Origin of the sequence: Acidisphaera sp. S103, assembly GCF_009765975.1 — a bacterium.
Classification (GTDB): domain Bacteria; phylum Pseudomonadota; class Alphaproteobacteria; order Acetobacterales; family Acetobacteraceae; genus Rhodopila.
In genome coordinates this window covers 258,995-273,694 of the sequence record NZ_LMUJ01000031.1, presented here as the reverse complement: position 1 = coordinate 273,694, position 14,700 = coordinate 258,995, and the positions used below count along the sequence as shown (strand labels likewise).

Here is a 14,700-nt window from a genome sequence, read left to right as displayed (position 1 = left end):
CATTTAATCGTCCCGAGCGGCCTGTCGAACTGGTCGGGAGAAAATGATGCAGATCACAGTCTCCGGCAAACAAGTCGATTTGTCGGATGCATTGCGGACCCGGGTGTCCACGCAGATGGACACGATCGCGGGCAAATATTTCGACCATGCGTTGGAGGCGCTGGTTACGTTCAGCCGGGCACGAAGTTTTTTCACGTGCGATATCAATGTTCACGCGGGACGAGGGTTACAACTGCGCGGCGAGGGCGAAGCGGCAGACGCCAATACCGCCTTCGATGACGCGGCTGAGCATATCGCCAAGCGCCTGCGCCGCTATCGCCGGCGGGTGAACGAACATCACCGCGACCTCGCCCAGCGCACCAAGCCCGAGGCCGCCCGGCAATACATTCTTCAGGAAGAAGTGAACGGGGTGGACCACGCCGCGACCGATGGCCGCACGCTGGATGAAGCGTTCGCCACCGTGATCGCGGAGACCCAGACCGAGATCGCCAGCCTGTCGGTGGGCGAGGCGGTGATGCGGATGGATCTGGCGGATCAGATGGTGATGATGTTCCGCAACAGTGCCTCCGGCGTGCTGAACGTGGTGTATCGGCGCGGCGACGGCCATATCGGGTGGATCGACCCGGGGGTGTAGCGCGTTCGGCCTGTTCCCTGTCCGGGATGGAGAAGGAACAGGATGCCGAGGCAGCGATGCCCGGCGTGCCGGCACAGAAGCTGTCGGGCAAATACCCGACAGCTGCGATTGGATCGATCGCGAAACCGCCCAGCGGACTTTCGATGCCGTCATAGGGCACGGAACCGGTCTTGCGGCGCGCATGCGTCAGGTGGCTACAGGGTCGCTCCGCCGTCGATCGCGACCTCGGCGCCGGTGATGTAGCCGCTTTCCTCCGAGAGCAGGAAGAGCACGAGGTTCGCAACCTCTTCCGCGGTGCCCTGGCGGTTCATCGGCACGGCCTTCAGGCGTTGCTGGTTTTGTTCCGGTGTGCGTACCTTCAGCATTTCGGTATCGATCGGTCCGGGATGCACGGAGTTGACCCTGATCTTGCGCGGCGCCAGATCGACCGCGGCGGCCTTGGTCATCCCGCGCAATGCCCATTTCGTTGCGCTGTAGGCGATCGCGCCCGGTGACCCTCGCAAGCCGGCGACGGACGAGATATTGACGATCGATCCGCTACCGGATTGCTCCATCAAGGGGACGACCGCCTTCATGCCGAGGAAGCAACCAAGCTGGTTGACCCGCATATGCCGTTCGAACAACGCGGCGTCAGTCTCCATCAGGGTCGCCGGCTGATAGATACCGGCGTTGTTGACCAGTCCGTGCAGACCACCCAGCCCGGCGGCGGCGTTCACCGCCTTGGTCCAGTCTTCCTCGCGCGTCACGTCCTGGCGCACGAAGACGACGGCGTTCCCCAGTTCCTCGGCGAGGCGTTTCCCTTCCGATTCCAGAACATCACCGATGACGACTTTCGCGCCTTCGGCAACGAACAGGCGGGCCTCGGCGGCGCCTTGTCCGCGCGCGCCGCCACTGATCAACACGATCTTTCCGGCTAGACGGTTCATTGGTTCCTCCCTGGCAACAGACGATCAGCCGGCGATCGGGGGCAGGTTTTCCTGCGCGCGGACTTCGTTGATGATTTGGAGCACGCGCTGGCGGAACGGGCGGTATTGGATGCCGAACTCCTCGATCAGCCGGCTGTTGTCGATCATGTAATTGCCGGAGATCTCCTTGCCGCCGGTTTCCTTTTCGAAGGCAATCCTGGCGTCCGGCAGGTAGCCACGCACGATGTCGGCAAGGTCGCCGAGGCTGATCGCGGTGCCGCCGGTGTTATAGACGCTCTGGCGCGGCTTGTCGGTCATCAGTACGCGGGTGAAGACTTCGGCGATGTCGTCGACATGCACCGGGCAGCGCATTGCATCCTTGTGCGGGAACGATACCGGCTTGCCGCGTGCCGGCTGGGTGACGCAGTTGACGTGATCGACGGAGCCGCGGACCTTGTCGGGGCCGGTCACGTTGGCGGGACGGATGCCGGTGATCGTCATGCCGTGCTTTTCGTTGTAGTCGGCCGCCTGGAATTCGTTGAAAATCTTGTGCACCGCGTATTGGTTGGTGCCGTGGCGGAAGTCGTCCTCGGTGATCATCCTGTCGCCGTAATGCTTCTGCATTCCGTTGACGGCGAGCGAACTGGCATAGACCACGCGGTTGACGCCGCAGATACGCGCGGCCTCGAAACAATTATCCATCCCGAGGATATTCAGCTTGGTCGCGACGTGCGGCGCATGCTCGCTGCCCAGGTAGTAGGACAGATTGATCACCCGGGACGGTTTGGCGGCGCTCATGTTGGAGATGACGTCGTCGAACTGCGTGACATCGCCGCGGAGAACGCGCACCTGGCTGCCGAGGTCGGCGAACGGTGCGGCGTTCGGGTTGATGTCCATGCACACGACCTGCTCGCCGCGTGCCGCGAGCAGCCTGATGACGCGGAGTCCGATGAATCCGGTGCCGCCGATGACAAAGACTGACATGGTGATTTCCTTCCCGAGCGTTGTTTTGTGGGAGGTTAGCTTGGGTGAGGGCGGGTGGCAAAAGCCGGCGGATCGACTCGGGCGTGGTAACGCAACCTTGGCCCGGCCTATTGTTCCTGGGATGAAGCCATTTGTATCGGTCTCGGCATGTGTCGCGATCGTTTGGAGGCCAGGCGACATGGGGAGAGAATCATCGCCGGATGATGCGCGATCGGGCGACGGCATCGAGCCGGATGAGTAACAAGGTGACTGAGACAACACCGCGTGTTCTGATCGTAGGCGGGACCGGCGTTTTCGGTGAGCGGCTTGTCACCGGGCTGCTGCGGCGCACTGCGTTGAACGTGGTCATCGCCGGGCGTCATGAAGCGCGTTTGGCCGCCATGGTCCAGCGCTGCGACGCGATACCGGACGCGGCAGGGCGGACCAGCGCGCTGGTGATGGACGCTCGCACGGTCACGCCCGATCGCCTGATCGCCACTGGTGCTTTTGCCGTCGTGGATGCGGCGGGTCCTTTCCAGGGTGGCGATTATCGGTTGGCCGAAGCGTCGATCGCCGCCGGTATCCACTATATCGACCTCGCGGACGCTCGGGATTTCGTCGCCGGCTTCAGTGTGCTGGACACCGCCGCGAAGCAGGCTGGCGTGGTCGCACTGACCGGCGTGAGCACCACACCCGCGTTATCCAACGCCGTCCTGGAAGCGCTGACGGCCGGATGGCGAGCGGTGGACGGTGTGGAGATCGCGATCTCTCCCGGCAACCGGGCGCCGCGCGGCCTGGCCGTGGTACGCGCCATCCTGAGCTATGCGGGCCGGCCGGTGCGCGTTTTCACCCACGGTGCCTGGCGCACGCGGCCAGGCTGGGGGATGACAGTGCGACGAGACATGCCGGGGTTGGGAAGGCGTTGGTTGTCATTGGTCGAGACTCCCGACCTCGACATCGTTCCCGCCCGTTTCATGGTCACATCGTCGGCCGTGTTGCGCGCGGGGCTGGAAATGCCGTTGCTGCACCTAGGTCTATTGGCAACCAGCCTGCCGGTGCGGTTGGGATTGGTCCGGTCGCTCGCGCCACTGGCACGTTCGTTCCGTTGGGTGGCCGGCCTGCTGGAACGGTTCGGAACCGATCGGGGTGGCATGACCGTTGAGGCGATCGGCACAGACCAGAATGGCGACAAGGTCAGTGGGATTTGGTCGTTGGTGGCCGAAGCGGGAGATGGTCCGTTCGTGCCGACACTGCCGGCACTCGCCGTGCTGCGCGCGCTGGATGAGGGTCGTATTACGCGGCCTGGTGCCTCGGCCTGCGTCGGCGTCTTGCCGCTCGCGGATATCGAGGCCGAATTCACCCTGTATCGGATCCACAGCACCACACGCTTCGAATGCGTCGGACCCCGTCTGCATTGGCCCAATCATCATTAGGCGCTTTTCGCCTAGCTGTTGATGCTTTCCGTAAACAATCCGTTGCGATTGCAATGCCGGCGTGTGGTGGTGGCTTGTCTTTTTTGAGGCGGATGAAGCGGGATGAGGGGGGATGAAGGAGATTGTTTTCGCGATCTGGCTTGGGCGGTGATGCGGCGGATTTCGACTTGGGATCGGCCGAAGTTGATCAGTAGGCGTGGGGGCTTGCCGGTCGGCCGTCGATCGTTTCGGCATTGCGGGGTTTGCACGTTGCTCAGCGTGCCGCCCACCTTGAGTTCGACTATGACCTGGTCTTCGACTATCACGTCGACGGTGTACTCGTCGACTATCAGGTCATCGTAAAAGACCACGATGCCCCCTGCTGCACGACGCGTGGCCTGGACTTCCTCATTTCGTGGGTAACGGCGTTCTCGTAGACCTTTTCAATGAACCCATGACCGAGCACATTGGCGATCTTGAAAGCGCAGCCAATGATCCGTTCGGTCAACGACCCCAACAAACACTCATCCCCTTCATCCATCTGCATCCCGCTTCATCCGCCTTAAAAGCCTGCCTTGGCATCCCCGACACCTGACGGGGTGCGAATGTCCTACCCCGCGAGTGCTAACGAAAGATGCCCCCTCAGGTCGTAATGGCCTGAACCGGAATCGTTCTTTTGCACTCGAAGACCGTGGGAATGGTCGGGCGGATGTGGTTCGACGGATCATCCGAAATCGCCTGCATAGCCGAGTGGGGGTCACTTTCTCCCTTTGGTTCCGGCTCGTCCGGCTCTGGCTAATTTGGCTTAGGCTAATTCCCTACCCGAACACCCGCTCGAAAATCCGGTCGACGGACCGCAGGTGCAGCGCTGGGTCCATGGCCGCGTCCAGTTCCGCGGGTTTGACCATACGCGCGACATCCGGATCGGCTTCCAGATTGACCCGGAACGACTGGCCTTCCGGTGTGCCCAGCTTGGTCCACGTGGCCATCGCGCAACTTTGCACGATCCGGTAGGCGTCCTCGCGCAGGATGCCGGCCTTGGTCAGCGCCAACAGCACCTCACCCGAGTGAACGACGCCGCCCAGGCTTTCCAGGTTCGCCAGCATGCGCTGTGGGTAGACCAACAACTTCTCCATCATGCCGGCCAGACGCATCAGGGCGAAATCCAGGGTGACCGTGGCGTCCGGTCCGATGGCGCGCTCCACCGAGGAGTGGCTGATGTCGCGTTCGTGCCATAGGGTCACGTTCTCCAATGCCGGGGTGACGGCGGAGCGGACGATGCGGGCCAGGCCGCACAGGTTCTCACTGAGCACCGGGTTCCGCTTGTGCGGCATCGCCGAGGAGCCCTTTTGGCCGGGGTGGAAGAATTCCTCGGCTTCGCGGACCTCACTGCGTTGCAGATGGCGCACTTCGGTGGCCAGGCGCTCCACCGCGCTGGCGATGATACCCAGGGTGCAGAAAAACGCGGCGTGGCGGTCGCGCGGGATGACCTGGGTGGAGACGGGTTCGGGGCTCAGGCCCAGCTTGGAGGCGACGTATTCCTCAACGCTGGGATCGAGGTGGGCAAACGTGCCGACGGCGCCGCTGATGGCCGTGACGGCAACCTCGGCTCGGGCAGCGACCAGGCGGGTTCGGTTGCGGGCAAATTCGGCATAGTGGCCGGCGAGTTTCAACCCGAACGTCGTCGGTTCGGCGTGGATGCCGTGGCTGCGGCCGATGGTCAGGGTGTATTTGTGCTCCATCGCCCGTGACTTCAGCGCGGCCAGCACGGCGTCGATGTCGGCCAGCAGAATGTCCGCGGCCTGGGTCAGTTGCACCGACAGCGTGGTGTCCAGAACGTCGGAGCTGGTCATGCCCTGATGCACGAAGCGGGAATCGGGACCGACCGCCTCGGCCAGCCAGGTCAGGAAGGCGATCACATCGTGGCGAGTCTCACGCTCGATCGCGTCGATCCGCTCCACATCGGCGGCGTTCATGACGGCGAGCTTCGGGGCACCTTTTTCGCGGATGGTGCGGGCGGCGGACTCAGGGATGGCGCCGATGCGGGCCATGCCCTCGGCGGCGAGGGCTTCCACTTCGAACCAGATGCGGTAGCGGTTTTCGGGCGCCCAGATGGCGGCCATTTCGGGACGGGAGTAACGCGGAATCATCGCTGCCTTGCCCGGTGCGTTGGGAAGGACCAGCTAGACCCAGACATCCTGGAAGGCAAGCATGGATTGGACTCAGGACCTGGTCGCGTTGGCTCAGGTGGTAATGATCGACGTGGCGTTGGCGGGCGACAACGCGGTGGTGGTGGGGCTGGCGGTGGCCGGTCTGCCGGTGCGGCAGAAGCGGCCGGCGATCCTGCTGGGGATTGGCGGAGCGACGGCGATCCGGATCGCGATGGGCGCGGTGGCGTTGCAGTTGCTGGCGATCATCGGGCTGCTGCTGGCCGGCGGGGTCCTGCTGCTGTGGGTCTGCTGGAAGATGTTTCGCGAGCTGCGGCGTTCGCACAGCGTTGTTGCCGGCGGCGAGGGGACCAAGACCCTGCGCCAGGCCATGACGCAGATCATCCTGGCGGATGTGTCGATGAGCCTGGACAACGTGCTGGCCGTCGCTGGCGCGGCGCACGACCGGTTCTGGGTGTTGGTGGCGGGGCTGCTGCTGTCGGTCGGGCTGATGGGTCTGGCCGCCGGCCTGATCGCCCGGTTGCTGGAGCGGCACCGCTGGATCGCATGGATCGGGCTGCTGATCGTGCTGTACGTGGCGGTGACCATGATCTGGCATGGCGGGCACGAGGTCGCGGGGGCGATTTAAGGTGGTTTGGTCAACAATCCCGCGGTTTGCCCGCGGGCTTTCGCGTGCGGCCTTCGGGCAGTGCGTCAAGCCTCCGCATGCTTGTCGCACTGCCCGTTCATAGCTGCGTCGGACGCCCGGAGAGCCGGCGATGACGCCGTTTTCAGGCTGTCTTGGATTTGAGCTCGTCGAGCTGCGCCCGAGCACCGGCGATCATGCAGGACAGGTCGGACGTCAGCATCACCATGTCGAAGCCGCGCTTCACCGCGCCTGCCGCGAACGCCGCGCTGGCACAGTGCATGACGCACTTGATGCCGTGCTTATGCGCTGTCGCCAGGATCTTGTCGCAGGTGGCGAGATGGAGCGGGTCGGGGTTATCGCCGCGCGGGGCCAGACCGAGTGCGAACGACAGGTCGGCCGGCCCGATGTAGACGGCGTCGAGGCCGGGCGTGGCGCAAATGGCATCGAGGTTGGCGAGGCCCTCCTTCGTCTCGATCATGGCCATGATGACGATCTCATTGTTGGCGTTGGCCACATAGTCGCCGCCACCGTAATGAATGGCCCGCACCGGCCCGTTCGAGCGCATGCCGACGGGCGGATAGCGGCAGGCGGACACCGCCAATGCTGCTTCCTCGGCGGTGTTGATCAGCGGCACGATGATGGCATAGGCGCCAAGGTCCAGGGCTTTCATGATGGCCACCGGCTCATTCCATCCGACCCGCACGACCGGGACCGTGTCGGTCTGCGAAATCGCTTGCAGCATCGGTCCGACGTCTTTCATTTCGGAGGTGCCGTGCTGCAGGTCGACGCACAGAGCATCGAAGCCCTGGCGTGCCATGACCTCGGCGGTGAAGCCGTGGGACACGGAGAGCCAGCCCAGGGTCACGCATTGGCCGGCCTGCCACATCTGCTTGATTTTGTTCAGTCGCATGGTCGCACCTCGGGTGTTGTTCATTGATCCGGCAAATGGATTACGCCCTATCAAACGCAAACACGCGCCCGAGGCAAGGGGTGCGCCGGGTCATGGCCTGCACAATTGGGGCTAATATCCCGTCGTGAGGTCGACTTCCTGCAAGAGACGTCCGCCGGCCTGGATGCTTCGGATATTGGCCGCAATCTCCGTCACAAGTTGAGCGACCGTCGGCCGCCGAGCCACGTGCGGCATCACGGTGACCTTGGGGTGCAGCCAGAGCGGACTTGTCGGCGGCAGGGGCTCCGGCCATAGCGCATCCAACGCGGCGTATGACAACTGCCCCGAATCGAGCGCGTCGATCAGATCCGCATCCACCACATGCTTGCCGCGCCCGACATTCACCAGCATCGCGCCGCGTGGCATCATGGCAAAGGTGCGCGCGCAGAATATGCCTTCTGTTTCCCTTGTCAGGGGCAGCAGGCAGACGGCGATGTCGGTTTGCTGGAGAAATGGCTCAAGCTGGTCGGGGCCGTGATAGATCGGGACGTCGGCTTCCGTTCTTGGGTTGCGGACCCAGGCCGAGACCTTGAATCCGAGGGACTTCAACACGAGCGCCGGCGCTTTCGCCATCATGCCGAAACCGAGGAAGCCGACACGCCTCTGTTCGGGGCGCACGATCGTCGTGCGGCGCCACTCCCGATTGGCCTGAGCTGCCTGATAGCCGGGCATGTCGCGATGAAAACGAAGAACGTGCATGACGACGTATTCCGTCATCATCGGATCGCCGCCTGGCGGCTCGACTTTGCATAGCGGGACCTTCGGCAGCTTGGGATGGCTGATAAAGGACTCGACCCCGGCGGAGCGGCTGAACATGACTTTCAAATTCGGGAGAATGGGAAGCTGATCGAAATCGGGGTGCATGAAAGCGAGATATTCGATATCCGCCAGATTTCCCGCCTCAGGCCAAATGCGGATTTCCAGGTCCGGTAGCTGTCCGGCGAACGTATCCCGCCATGCCGTGGCGTTGCCGATGTGTTTGTCGAGATCAACGATGAGCAATGCCACAATAGCCTCCTGCGTCGTTCGATCGTGCCCAGCCCCGGGCGGACATGGCGACTCTACCGTGTGTCGCCATTCCGCCGTCGGCCGGACGTTAGGCCTTACCTGGTTGGGGCCTATCGTTGATCGTGTTTTTCGCCCGTCACCACCTGCGCCGCGGCGCCGGTCAGCTTCAGGATCGTCAGGCCTGAACCGGCTCGGTCGAAGTTATAGATGTAGCCACGATCATCCACCTCCCCCAGGTCGGAAAATATCGCTTTACGGCAGTAATGGGGGTTGCCGCGATAGGGGCCGCAGCTCTCGTGCGTATTCTTGTTGGGCGCCTGGATGAAATAGGCGACACGGCGTGGATTGTACGGGTCGCGGATGTCCCAGACCTGAAGCCCGGCGTTGAACATCGCGACGATCACCAGCCTGCCGTAGAAGGGCGCATAGATCTGCCGGTTCAGTTCATGCACGCCGAATCGCGATCCCTTGGCGCAGAAATCCCCCGGGAACTGTCCGACGTCGAGCACCGCGATCGGCCAAGGCGTCCGTTCGTCGGTGATATCCAGCAGGAATGGGTTTTTCCATGCCTGTTTGAGACAATCGTTGGTCGTCTCCTCCGACGTGACCCCCAAAAGGTCCCACCGTTGCGGCTTGCCGTCGAGATAGTTCTGTTGCTCTTCCGGAATCGGCACGCCGAAGATCGGAACGGCGGTATGGCCGCCCTGATTCGGATTGGTCGCGATATAACTGATCTGCGGATACAACAGGTCCGCCTGAGTCGGACGTGTCGCACATTGCGGCGAAGCGGTTGGGACCTTGCAGCCGTCGAGCAGCTTCTGGCGATCCAGTATCTGGAGGACACCATCGAAATCGACACCATACGCGAGATAGACGCGGTTTTTGTTCACCCCCGCCGAATAGATCTGGTGAATGCCGCCAGGCGGGTTGGTCACACCTTCGTAGCAACTCGGTCCTGGCGCATTGGTGCAGCTTTGCGCGGTCTTGACCGGCGCATCGGGCTGCTGTCCGACCAGCCCGAATTGGCGGATGAAGACGGGCTTCGCCGGATCGCTGAGGTCATAGATGTACATGTGCTGAGCCGAGCCGCTTTCCTGCCAGCCGTCGGTCGGCGTCTGTGAGACCGTGTAGGCGATACCGGTGTCGCATTCCCACCAGTCGTGGTGGGTCATGTTCAACCCGCCGATGATGACGGTCAGCCGCTTGGGCGCCACCGGATCCGTCACGTCCCAGATTTCCTGGTTTGTCATGCCGTCGTGACGCAACAGATACCAGTGGTTTTTCTCGGCATGCGGCAGCGTGTTGCCACCGCACACGGCGAGATGCGTGGCGCCGCTGCCGCTCGGGGCCGGGATGTGCGACAGGAACCGCGGATGTGCCACGTCGGTCACGTCGATCAGCGAGGTGCCATTGTCCTCGATCTTGCCGGTCAGCGGATTCAGCGCTTTGCCGGGGCTGTCGGCCATATAAGCAATGTAACGACCGTTCTGGTTTTCGATCCAGCCATCGTCGGAACTCGCGCGCCCCTGATTGTCCTGGAACCCGACCACCTGCATGTTCCAGATCGATTGCTGGTCCCACCCTTTCGGCGGTGGCACCGGCAGCGGCGCCAGGCCGGCTGCCCCGCTGGGTCCCTCGTTCAGCGTAATGGCTGGAACGTTCGGTCCGTCCGGTATGTAGGATGGCGGCGCTGCGGCCTGGGACACCAATGACCAGAGACCCAGGGCGATGACGCCAACGCCAAGAGCGAACCTACGCAGATCAATCACGGCAATCCCCCATGCAGCCTTGCCGCAATCATGTCGCATCCGGGCGGAGTGTCAAATCCGTGTGCCGGCGCTTAGGGGTTTGAGCGTCAAGTCGGCCGGTTCGGGACTTGTTTCGGCAAACGACCGCAGTGCCGTGGTGATGCCGCAAACGATACGATTCACCTGGTCGCGCGATCGCTGATTGCCGCTAGCAGCGCATCCACGTCCGCCGCGGTCGTGCAAAAGGCCGTAACCAGACGAACCACCGAACCGGACACGCCGGCCGGGGCGGGCCAGCGGTGAAACTCGAACCCTTCGGCCAAAAGCGTGGCGATCATGGCCTCGGGCATTACGACGAACAACTCATTGGCCTGTACCGGCTGCACCAGTTGGATGCCTGATAGGGCCGTCAAGCCCGCGGCCAACCGCGCGGCCATGGCGTTGGCATGCCGGGCGTTGCGCAGCCAAAGCCCATCCTCCAGATACGCTATCAACTGTGCGCTGAGGAACCTCATCTTCGACCATAGGTGGCCGGCGCGTTTACGCCGTGATTCGAACCCGGCCGCGCGCGTGCGGTCGAAGAAGACCACCGCTTCGGCTGCCATCGCACCATTCTTTGTGGCGCCAAGACACAGTGCATCGACGCCGGATTTCCAGGTGATTTCCGCCGGGCTGCAGCCGAGACAGGCGATGGCGTTGGCAAGACGGGATCCGTCCATGTGAACACCAAGACCGTAAGCATGAGCTGCGTCCGACAGAGCGCTGACTTCAGCCGGCGTATAGACGGTGCCCCATTCGGTTGACTGCGTGAGGCTCAGCGTCGCCGGCCTGACGTGATGCACGCCGGTGTCCTGGGCAAAGCGCAGAGGATTATCGAGTTGAGCGGGCACAATCTTGCCGTCCGCGGTTGGCAGGCCGATGATTTTGGCTCCCCCCGTGTAGAATTCGGGCGCCCCACACTCGTCGGTCATGATGTGTGCGGCCTCGTGACAGTAAATCGCACCGTAGGGGGGTGTCAGCACCGATAGCGCCAAGGCGTTGGCGACCGTTCCGGTGGCGACCGGGTAGATGGTCACCTCGGTTTCGAATAATGTGGAGGCCAAGGTTGTCAGGCGGTGCGTATAGGGGTCGTCGCCATAGGACTGCAGGGAACCAACATTGGCCGCGACGATGGCGTCGATCACCTCCGGCGAGGCTGGGGTAACGTTGTCGCTGCCAAAATTCCTTCCTATCGTGTTCATGTTGCCCCTTTCTCTTAACTTTGCACTCACGAGTCTGGCCTTTCCGATAGGTGTATCGCACCTACCAGGCCGTTCGGACTCGATTTTTTGCCATGGTCAAACGCCACCGACCGCTCTGGTAGCACGGCTACACGTTCCGGGTATCCTTAATCGATTCGGCGGCCATCGGCACGTCGAGGTTCAGCAGGGTCGTGGGTTTTCCCGCCGTCAGGTTGACGGCGCCGCTGCGCTGGAATGCGTCGCGGCGCCGCTGGCAGGTGGACGTCAGGTCGAAAGCTGCTGACCGATCGGCAGGCTGCGGATGCGCTTGCCGGTCGCCGCGAAGATCGCGTTGCACAAAGCCGGGGCGAACGGCGGCAGCCCGGGCTCACCGACGCCGCTGGCCGGCACGCTCCAATCGGCCGGAACGATGTCGACATGCACGTGCAACGGCGCCTCATCAATCCGAGCGACCATGAAGCCGTCGAAGTTCTGCTGCTCCACGCGCCCGTTCTTGAAGGTGATCTCGCTGTTCTTCGCGAGGGCGAGACCCATCACCGCCGCGCCCTCGATCTGCGAGCGGATTCGTTCGGGGTTGATATGAAAGCCGCAATCCATCGTGGTGTAGACGTTGGGGACGCTGAGGTTACCGTGGTCGTCCACCGCCACGTGCGCCACCGTCGCCACGTAGGTCAGGAAGCTGCGATGCGCCGCGATGCCAAGCCCCTGGCCTTTCGGCAGGGTCTTGCCCCAGCCTGCCGCCTGCGCCGCCCGCTCCGCCACGCGGCGCAGCCGGGCGGTGTCGATCGGATAGGTGTCGAACGGATCGCCATAGTTCCAGAATCCCTTCACGCCCGGCGATTTGCGCGGATCGACGATGCGGTCCGGCCCGATCAGCGTCAGCAGCATGTCCTTGGGATCGCGTCCTAACGCCGCGGCCAGTTCCGCCACCATGGATTGCACGGCAAAGCCGTGCGGGATGTTGGACACCGACCGGAACCATCCGATCCGCGTGTGCGCTGTACAGGCTCCGTTCTCGCAGCGCAGATTGGGAATGTCGAACGGATTGTCCACCAGTCCCATGCCGAGTTCGAACGGTGCCTCATGGTCTACGCCGGCTTTGAACGTCGAGGCGATCGACGGTGCGACGCTGCGGTGCCGCCAGGCGACAACCTTGCCGCTGGCATCCACCCCGGCGTCGATCCGCTCCACCGAGACGGTGTGGTAGAAATCGTGCTGAATGTCGTCCTCACGCGTCCAGGTCAGCTTGATCGGCGCGTTCACCGTCTTCGACACCAGGGCAGCTTCCAGCACGTAGTCCCATTTCGACTTGCGGCCGAAACCGCCGCCAAGTAGCGGCACGTTCACCGTGACGTCGTCGACGGACAAGCCCAGTATCTTTGCCAGATCGTCCCGACACCCGCCGGGACTCTGCGTCGCCGCGTAGGCCACGCATTTGCCGTCCGCAACGTTTACCGTCGCCGACGGCGGCTCCATGGTGGCGTGGGACAAATGTGGGATGTAGTACTGCGCGGTGACCACCTTGGCGGCGGATTTCAGCGCTGCGTCGGCATCGCCGTCATTGCGGACCACCAGCCCGGGTTGGCTCGCGGTCTCCTCCATCGCCTTGCGGAAGGCGCCCGAGTCGTAGGTCGCGTTCGCCCCATTGTCCCAGACGATCTGCAGTTTCTCGCGCCCCTTGATCGCCGAACCCGTGTTGCGGGCGACGACGGCGACGCCGCCGACCGGCATGAACTTCGACGGCCAGGGCCACCCCTTCACCTCCACGACCTTCTCGACGCCCGGAACCTTCAGCGCCTCGGTCGCATCGAAGGATACCAGCTTGCCGCCGACGACCGGCGGGCGGGCGACGACGGCGAACTTCATCCCGGGGATCTTGGCGTCGATGCCGTACGGCGCATGACCGGTGGTGATGTCGTGCAGATCGACGATCGAGATCGTGCCAGTCCCGATATAGCGGAACTGGCTTGGATCCTTCAGTTTCAGCGTCGATACCGGGGGGGTCAGCAGCGCCGCCGCGGCGGCCGCCAGTTCACCGAAGCCGGCCTTGTAGCCGGAGGTGAGGTGGACGACGACGTGGTTGTCGGCCTTCACCTCCGACGGATCGACGCCCCAGCGTTTGGCCGCGGCCTGTTCGAGCATCGTCCGCATCGCGGCGCCGCATTGGCGCATTGGCTGGACGAAGTGCCGCACGCTGCGCGATCCATCGGTATCCTGGTTGCCGTATTTCGTTTCGTCGCCCGGCGCCTGCTTCACCTGAACGCGGGACCAGTCGGCCTCCATCTCATCGGCAACGACCATCGGCAGGCTGGTGCGTACACCGGTGCCCATCTCGGAGCGGTTGGTGAGGATCGTCACCAGTCCGGACGGATCGATGGCGATATAGACATGCGGATCGTTGACGGTGCCGCCCGGCATCGCGCCGGCGCCGGTCGCCCATTCCGCCATCGCTCGGCCAGGCAGCAGGCTGGCCCCCAGCACCAGCGTTCCGGTCGCAACAGCGCCCTTCAGCAGGAAACGGCGGCTGACATTGACAATCGCGCCGGCCGGGATCGGTTCGGGATCGAACATGTATGTCATGGCTCAGGCTCCTGTCGAAGCGAGAGCGATGGCCTCGGCGATGCGCTGATAACAGCCGCAGCGGCAGATGTTCCCGGACATGGTTTGCATCACATCGTCCGGGGCCGGCTTCGGGTTGGCGGCGAGCAGCGCCGCGGCCTGCATGATCTGTCCGGCGTGACAGTAGCCGCATTGCGGCACATTCGCCTCCCGCCAGACCCGCTGAACCAAATGGTCGCCATGCGGGTCCAGTCCTTCGATGGTAACGATTGTCTTGTCCGCGGCGTCGCTCACCTCCACACTGCAGGATCGCACCGCGGTGCCGTCAAGATGCACGGTGCAGGCGCCGCAAAGCCCGGCACCGCAGCCGAACTTCGTGCCTGTCAGGCCAAGCTCATCACGCAGCACCCACAGCAGGGGCACCTCCGGGTCCCCGTCATATGTGAAATTCTGGCCGTTGACTTTGAGCGTAACCATGTCTTCGC

The 14,700-nt window shown here is 63.4% G+C and carries 14 protein-coding genes; 3 read left to right on the top strand and 11 right to left on the bottom strand.

All coding sequences use genetic code 11. The features are described 5' to 3' along the window. Positions 1 to 46: 46 nt before the first annotated feature. A complete protein-coding gene (hpf, locus tag GSQ89_RS05790; protein ID WP_158922916.1) occupies positions 47 to 634 on the top strand; it encodes a ribosome hibernation-promoting factor, HPF/YfiA family in 588 nt (195 codons plus the stop codon). 194 nt (positions 635 to 828) lie between these two features. Here hpf and GSQ89_RS05785 read toward each other — a convergent pair whose 3' ends face one another. Both GSQ89_RS05785 and GSQ89_RS05780 read right to left on the bottom strand, forming a co-directional pair. Further along, positions 829 to 1,560: an SDR family NAD(P)-dependent oxidoreductase gene (locus GSQ89_RS05785; RefSeq protein WP_158922914.1), complete on the bottom strand. Its 732-nt coding sequence runs from the start codon at positions 1,558 to 1,560 to the stop codon at positions 829 to 831. Between the two features lie 24 nt (positions 1,561 to 1,584). Continuing rightward, complete coding sequence (locus tag GSQ89_RS05780) at positions 1,585 to 2,523, bottom strand: NAD(P)-dependent oxidoreductase (RefSeq protein WP_158922912.1); 939 nt, start codon at positions 2,521 to 2,523, stop codon at positions 1,585 to 1,587. Positions 2,524 to 2,768: 245 nt separating this feature from the next. On the opposite strand from GSQ89_RS05780, the gene GSQ89_RS05775 reads away from it, so the two are divergent. Beyond that, positions 2,769 to 3,935 (top strand): saccharopine dehydrogenase family protein, encoded by a 1,167-nt coding sequence (locus GSQ89_RS05775; protein ID WP_216856026.1) that lies wholly within the window; start codon positions 2,769 to 2,771, stop codon positions 3,933 to 3,935. 11 nt (positions 3,936 to 3,946) lie between these two features. On the opposite strand, the gene GSQ89_RS05770 is transcribed toward GSQ89_RS05775, so the two are convergent. The 3 genes from GSQ89_RS05770 to purB all read right to left on the bottom strand — a co-directional run bounded on the left by GSQ89_RS05770 (position 3,947) and on the right by purB (position 6,064). After that, complete coding sequence (locus tag GSQ89_RS05770; RefSeq protein WP_216856025.1) at positions 3,947 to 4,285, bottom strand: GxxExxY protein; 339 nt, start codon at positions 4,283 to 4,285, stop codon at positions 3,947 to 3,949. Next, positions 4,264 to 4,461, bottom strand: coding sequence for a GxxExxY protein (locus GSQ89_RS38365; protein ID WP_216856024.1), 198 nt, complete (start codon positions 4,459 to 4,461; stop codon positions 4,264 to 4,266). Before GSQ89_RS38365 ends, GSQ89_RS05770 begins: the two co-directional genes overlap by 22 nt. 271 nt (positions 4,462 to 4,732) lie before the next feature. Continuing rightward, positions 4,733 to 6,064: an adenylosuccinate lyase gene (gene purB / locus GSQ89_RS05765; RefSeq protein ID WP_158922908.1), complete on the bottom strand. Its 1,332-nt coding sequence runs from the start codon at positions 6,062 to 6,064 to the stop codon at positions 4,733 to 4,735. Positions 6,065 to 6,125: 61 nt separating this feature from the next. Here purB and GSQ89_RS05760 point away from each other — a divergent pair, with 61 nt between their 5' ends. Then, positions 6,126 to 6,710: a YjbE family putative metal transport protein gene (locus tag GSQ89_RS05760; protein ID WP_158922906.1), complete on the top strand. Its 585-nt coding sequence runs from the start codon at positions 6,126 to 6,128 to the stop codon at positions 6,708 to 6,710. Positions 6,711 to 6,852: 142 nt separating this feature from the next. Here the strand turns inward: GSQ89_RS05760 and GSQ89_RS05755 are convergent, their stop codons facing one another. The 6 genes from GSQ89_RS05755 to GSQ89_RS05730 form a co-directional block, all read right to left on the bottom strand. Further along, complete coding sequence (locus tag GSQ89_RS05755; protein WP_158922904.1) at positions 6,853 to 7,620, bottom strand: HpcH/HpaI aldolase/citrate lyase family protein; 768 nt, start codon at positions 7,618 to 7,620, stop codon at positions 6,853 to 6,855. 111 nt (positions 7,621 to 7,731) lie between these two features. Further along, positions 7,732 to 8,667 carry a glyoxylate/hydroxypyruvate reductase A gene (locus tag GSQ89_RS05750; RefSeq protein WP_158922902.1) on the bottom strand — a complete coding sequence of 312 codons (936 nt, stop codon included), beginning with the start codon at positions 8,665 to 8,667 and terminating at the stop codon, positions 7,732 to 7,734. 110 nt (positions 8,668 to 8,777) lie between these two features. Then, entirely contained in the window at positions 8,778 to 10,436 is a 1,659-nt protein-coding gene (locus GSQ89_RS05745) for an LVIVD repeat-containing protein (RefSeq protein WP_158922900.1), read from the bottom strand. Between the two features lie 158 nt (positions 10,437 to 10,594). Then, positions 10,595 to 11,656 (bottom strand): low specificity L-threonine aldolase, encoded by a 1,062-nt coding sequence (locus GSQ89_RS05740; protein ID WP_158922898.1) that lies wholly within the window; start codon positions 11,654 to 11,656, stop codon positions 10,595 to 10,597. A 264-nt stretch (positions 11,657 to 11,920) separates the two neighbouring features. After that, positions 11,921 to 14,236, bottom strand: a complete 2,316-nt coding sequence (locus tag GSQ89_RS05735) for a xanthine dehydrogenase family protein molybdopterin-binding subunit (RefSeq protein ID WP_158922896.1) — start codon at positions 14,234 to 14,236, stop codon at positions 11,921 to 11,923. Between the two features lie 3 nt (positions 14,237 to 14,239). Continuing rightward, a complete protein-coding gene (locus tag GSQ89_RS05730) occupies positions 14,240 to 14,692 on the bottom strand; it encodes a (2Fe-2S)-binding protein (protein ID WP_158922894.1) in 453 nt (150 codons plus the stop codon). Between the last annotated feature and the right edge of the window lie 8 nt (positions 14,693 to 14,700).

What these genes read in the sequence shown, in the direction of transcription:
- hpf (WP_158922916.1), top strand. Translation starts at nt 47, where the DNA reads ATGCAGATCACAGTCTCCGGCAAACAAGTCGATTTGTCGGATGCATTG.
- GSQ89_RS05785 (WP_158922914.1), bottom strand. Translation starts at nt 1,560, where the DNA reads ATGAACCGTCTAGCCGGAAAGATCGTGTTGATCAGTGGCGGCGCGCGC.
- GSQ89_RS05780 (WP_158922912.1), bottom strand. Translation starts at nt 2,523, where the DNA reads ATGTCAGTCTTTGTCATCGGCGGCACCGGATTCATCGGACTCCGCGTC.
- GSQ89_RS38365 (WP_216856024.1), bottom strand. Translation starts at nt 4,461, where the DNA reads ATGCAGATGGATGAAGGGGATGAGTGTTTGTTGGGGTCGTTGACCGAA.
- purB (WP_158922908.1), bottom strand. Translation starts at nt 6,064, where the DNA reads ATGATTCCGCGTTACTCCCGTCCCGAAATGGCCGCCATCTGGGCGCCC.
- GSQ89_RS05760 (WP_158922906.1), top strand. Translation starts at nt 6,126, where the DNA reads ATGGATTGGACTCAGGACCTGGTCGCGTTGGCTCAGGTGGTAATGATC.
- GSQ89_RS05755 (WP_158922904.1), bottom strand. Translation starts at nt 7,620, where the DNA reads ATGCGACTGAACAAAATCAAGCAGATGTGGCAGGCCGGCCAATGCGTG.
- GSQ89_RS05740 (WP_158922898.1), bottom strand. Translation starts at nt 11,656, where the DNA reads ATGAACACGATAGGAAGGAATTTTGGCAGCGACAACGTTACCCCAGCC.
- GSQ89_RS05735 (WP_158922896.1), bottom strand. Translation starts at nt 14,236, where the DNA reads ATGACATACATGTTCGATCCCGAACCGATCCCGGCCGGCGCGATTGTC.
- GSQ89_RS05730 (WP_158922894.1), bottom strand. Translation starts at nt 14,692, where the DNA reads ATGGTTACGCTCAAAGTCAACGGCCAGAATTTCACATATGACGGGGAC.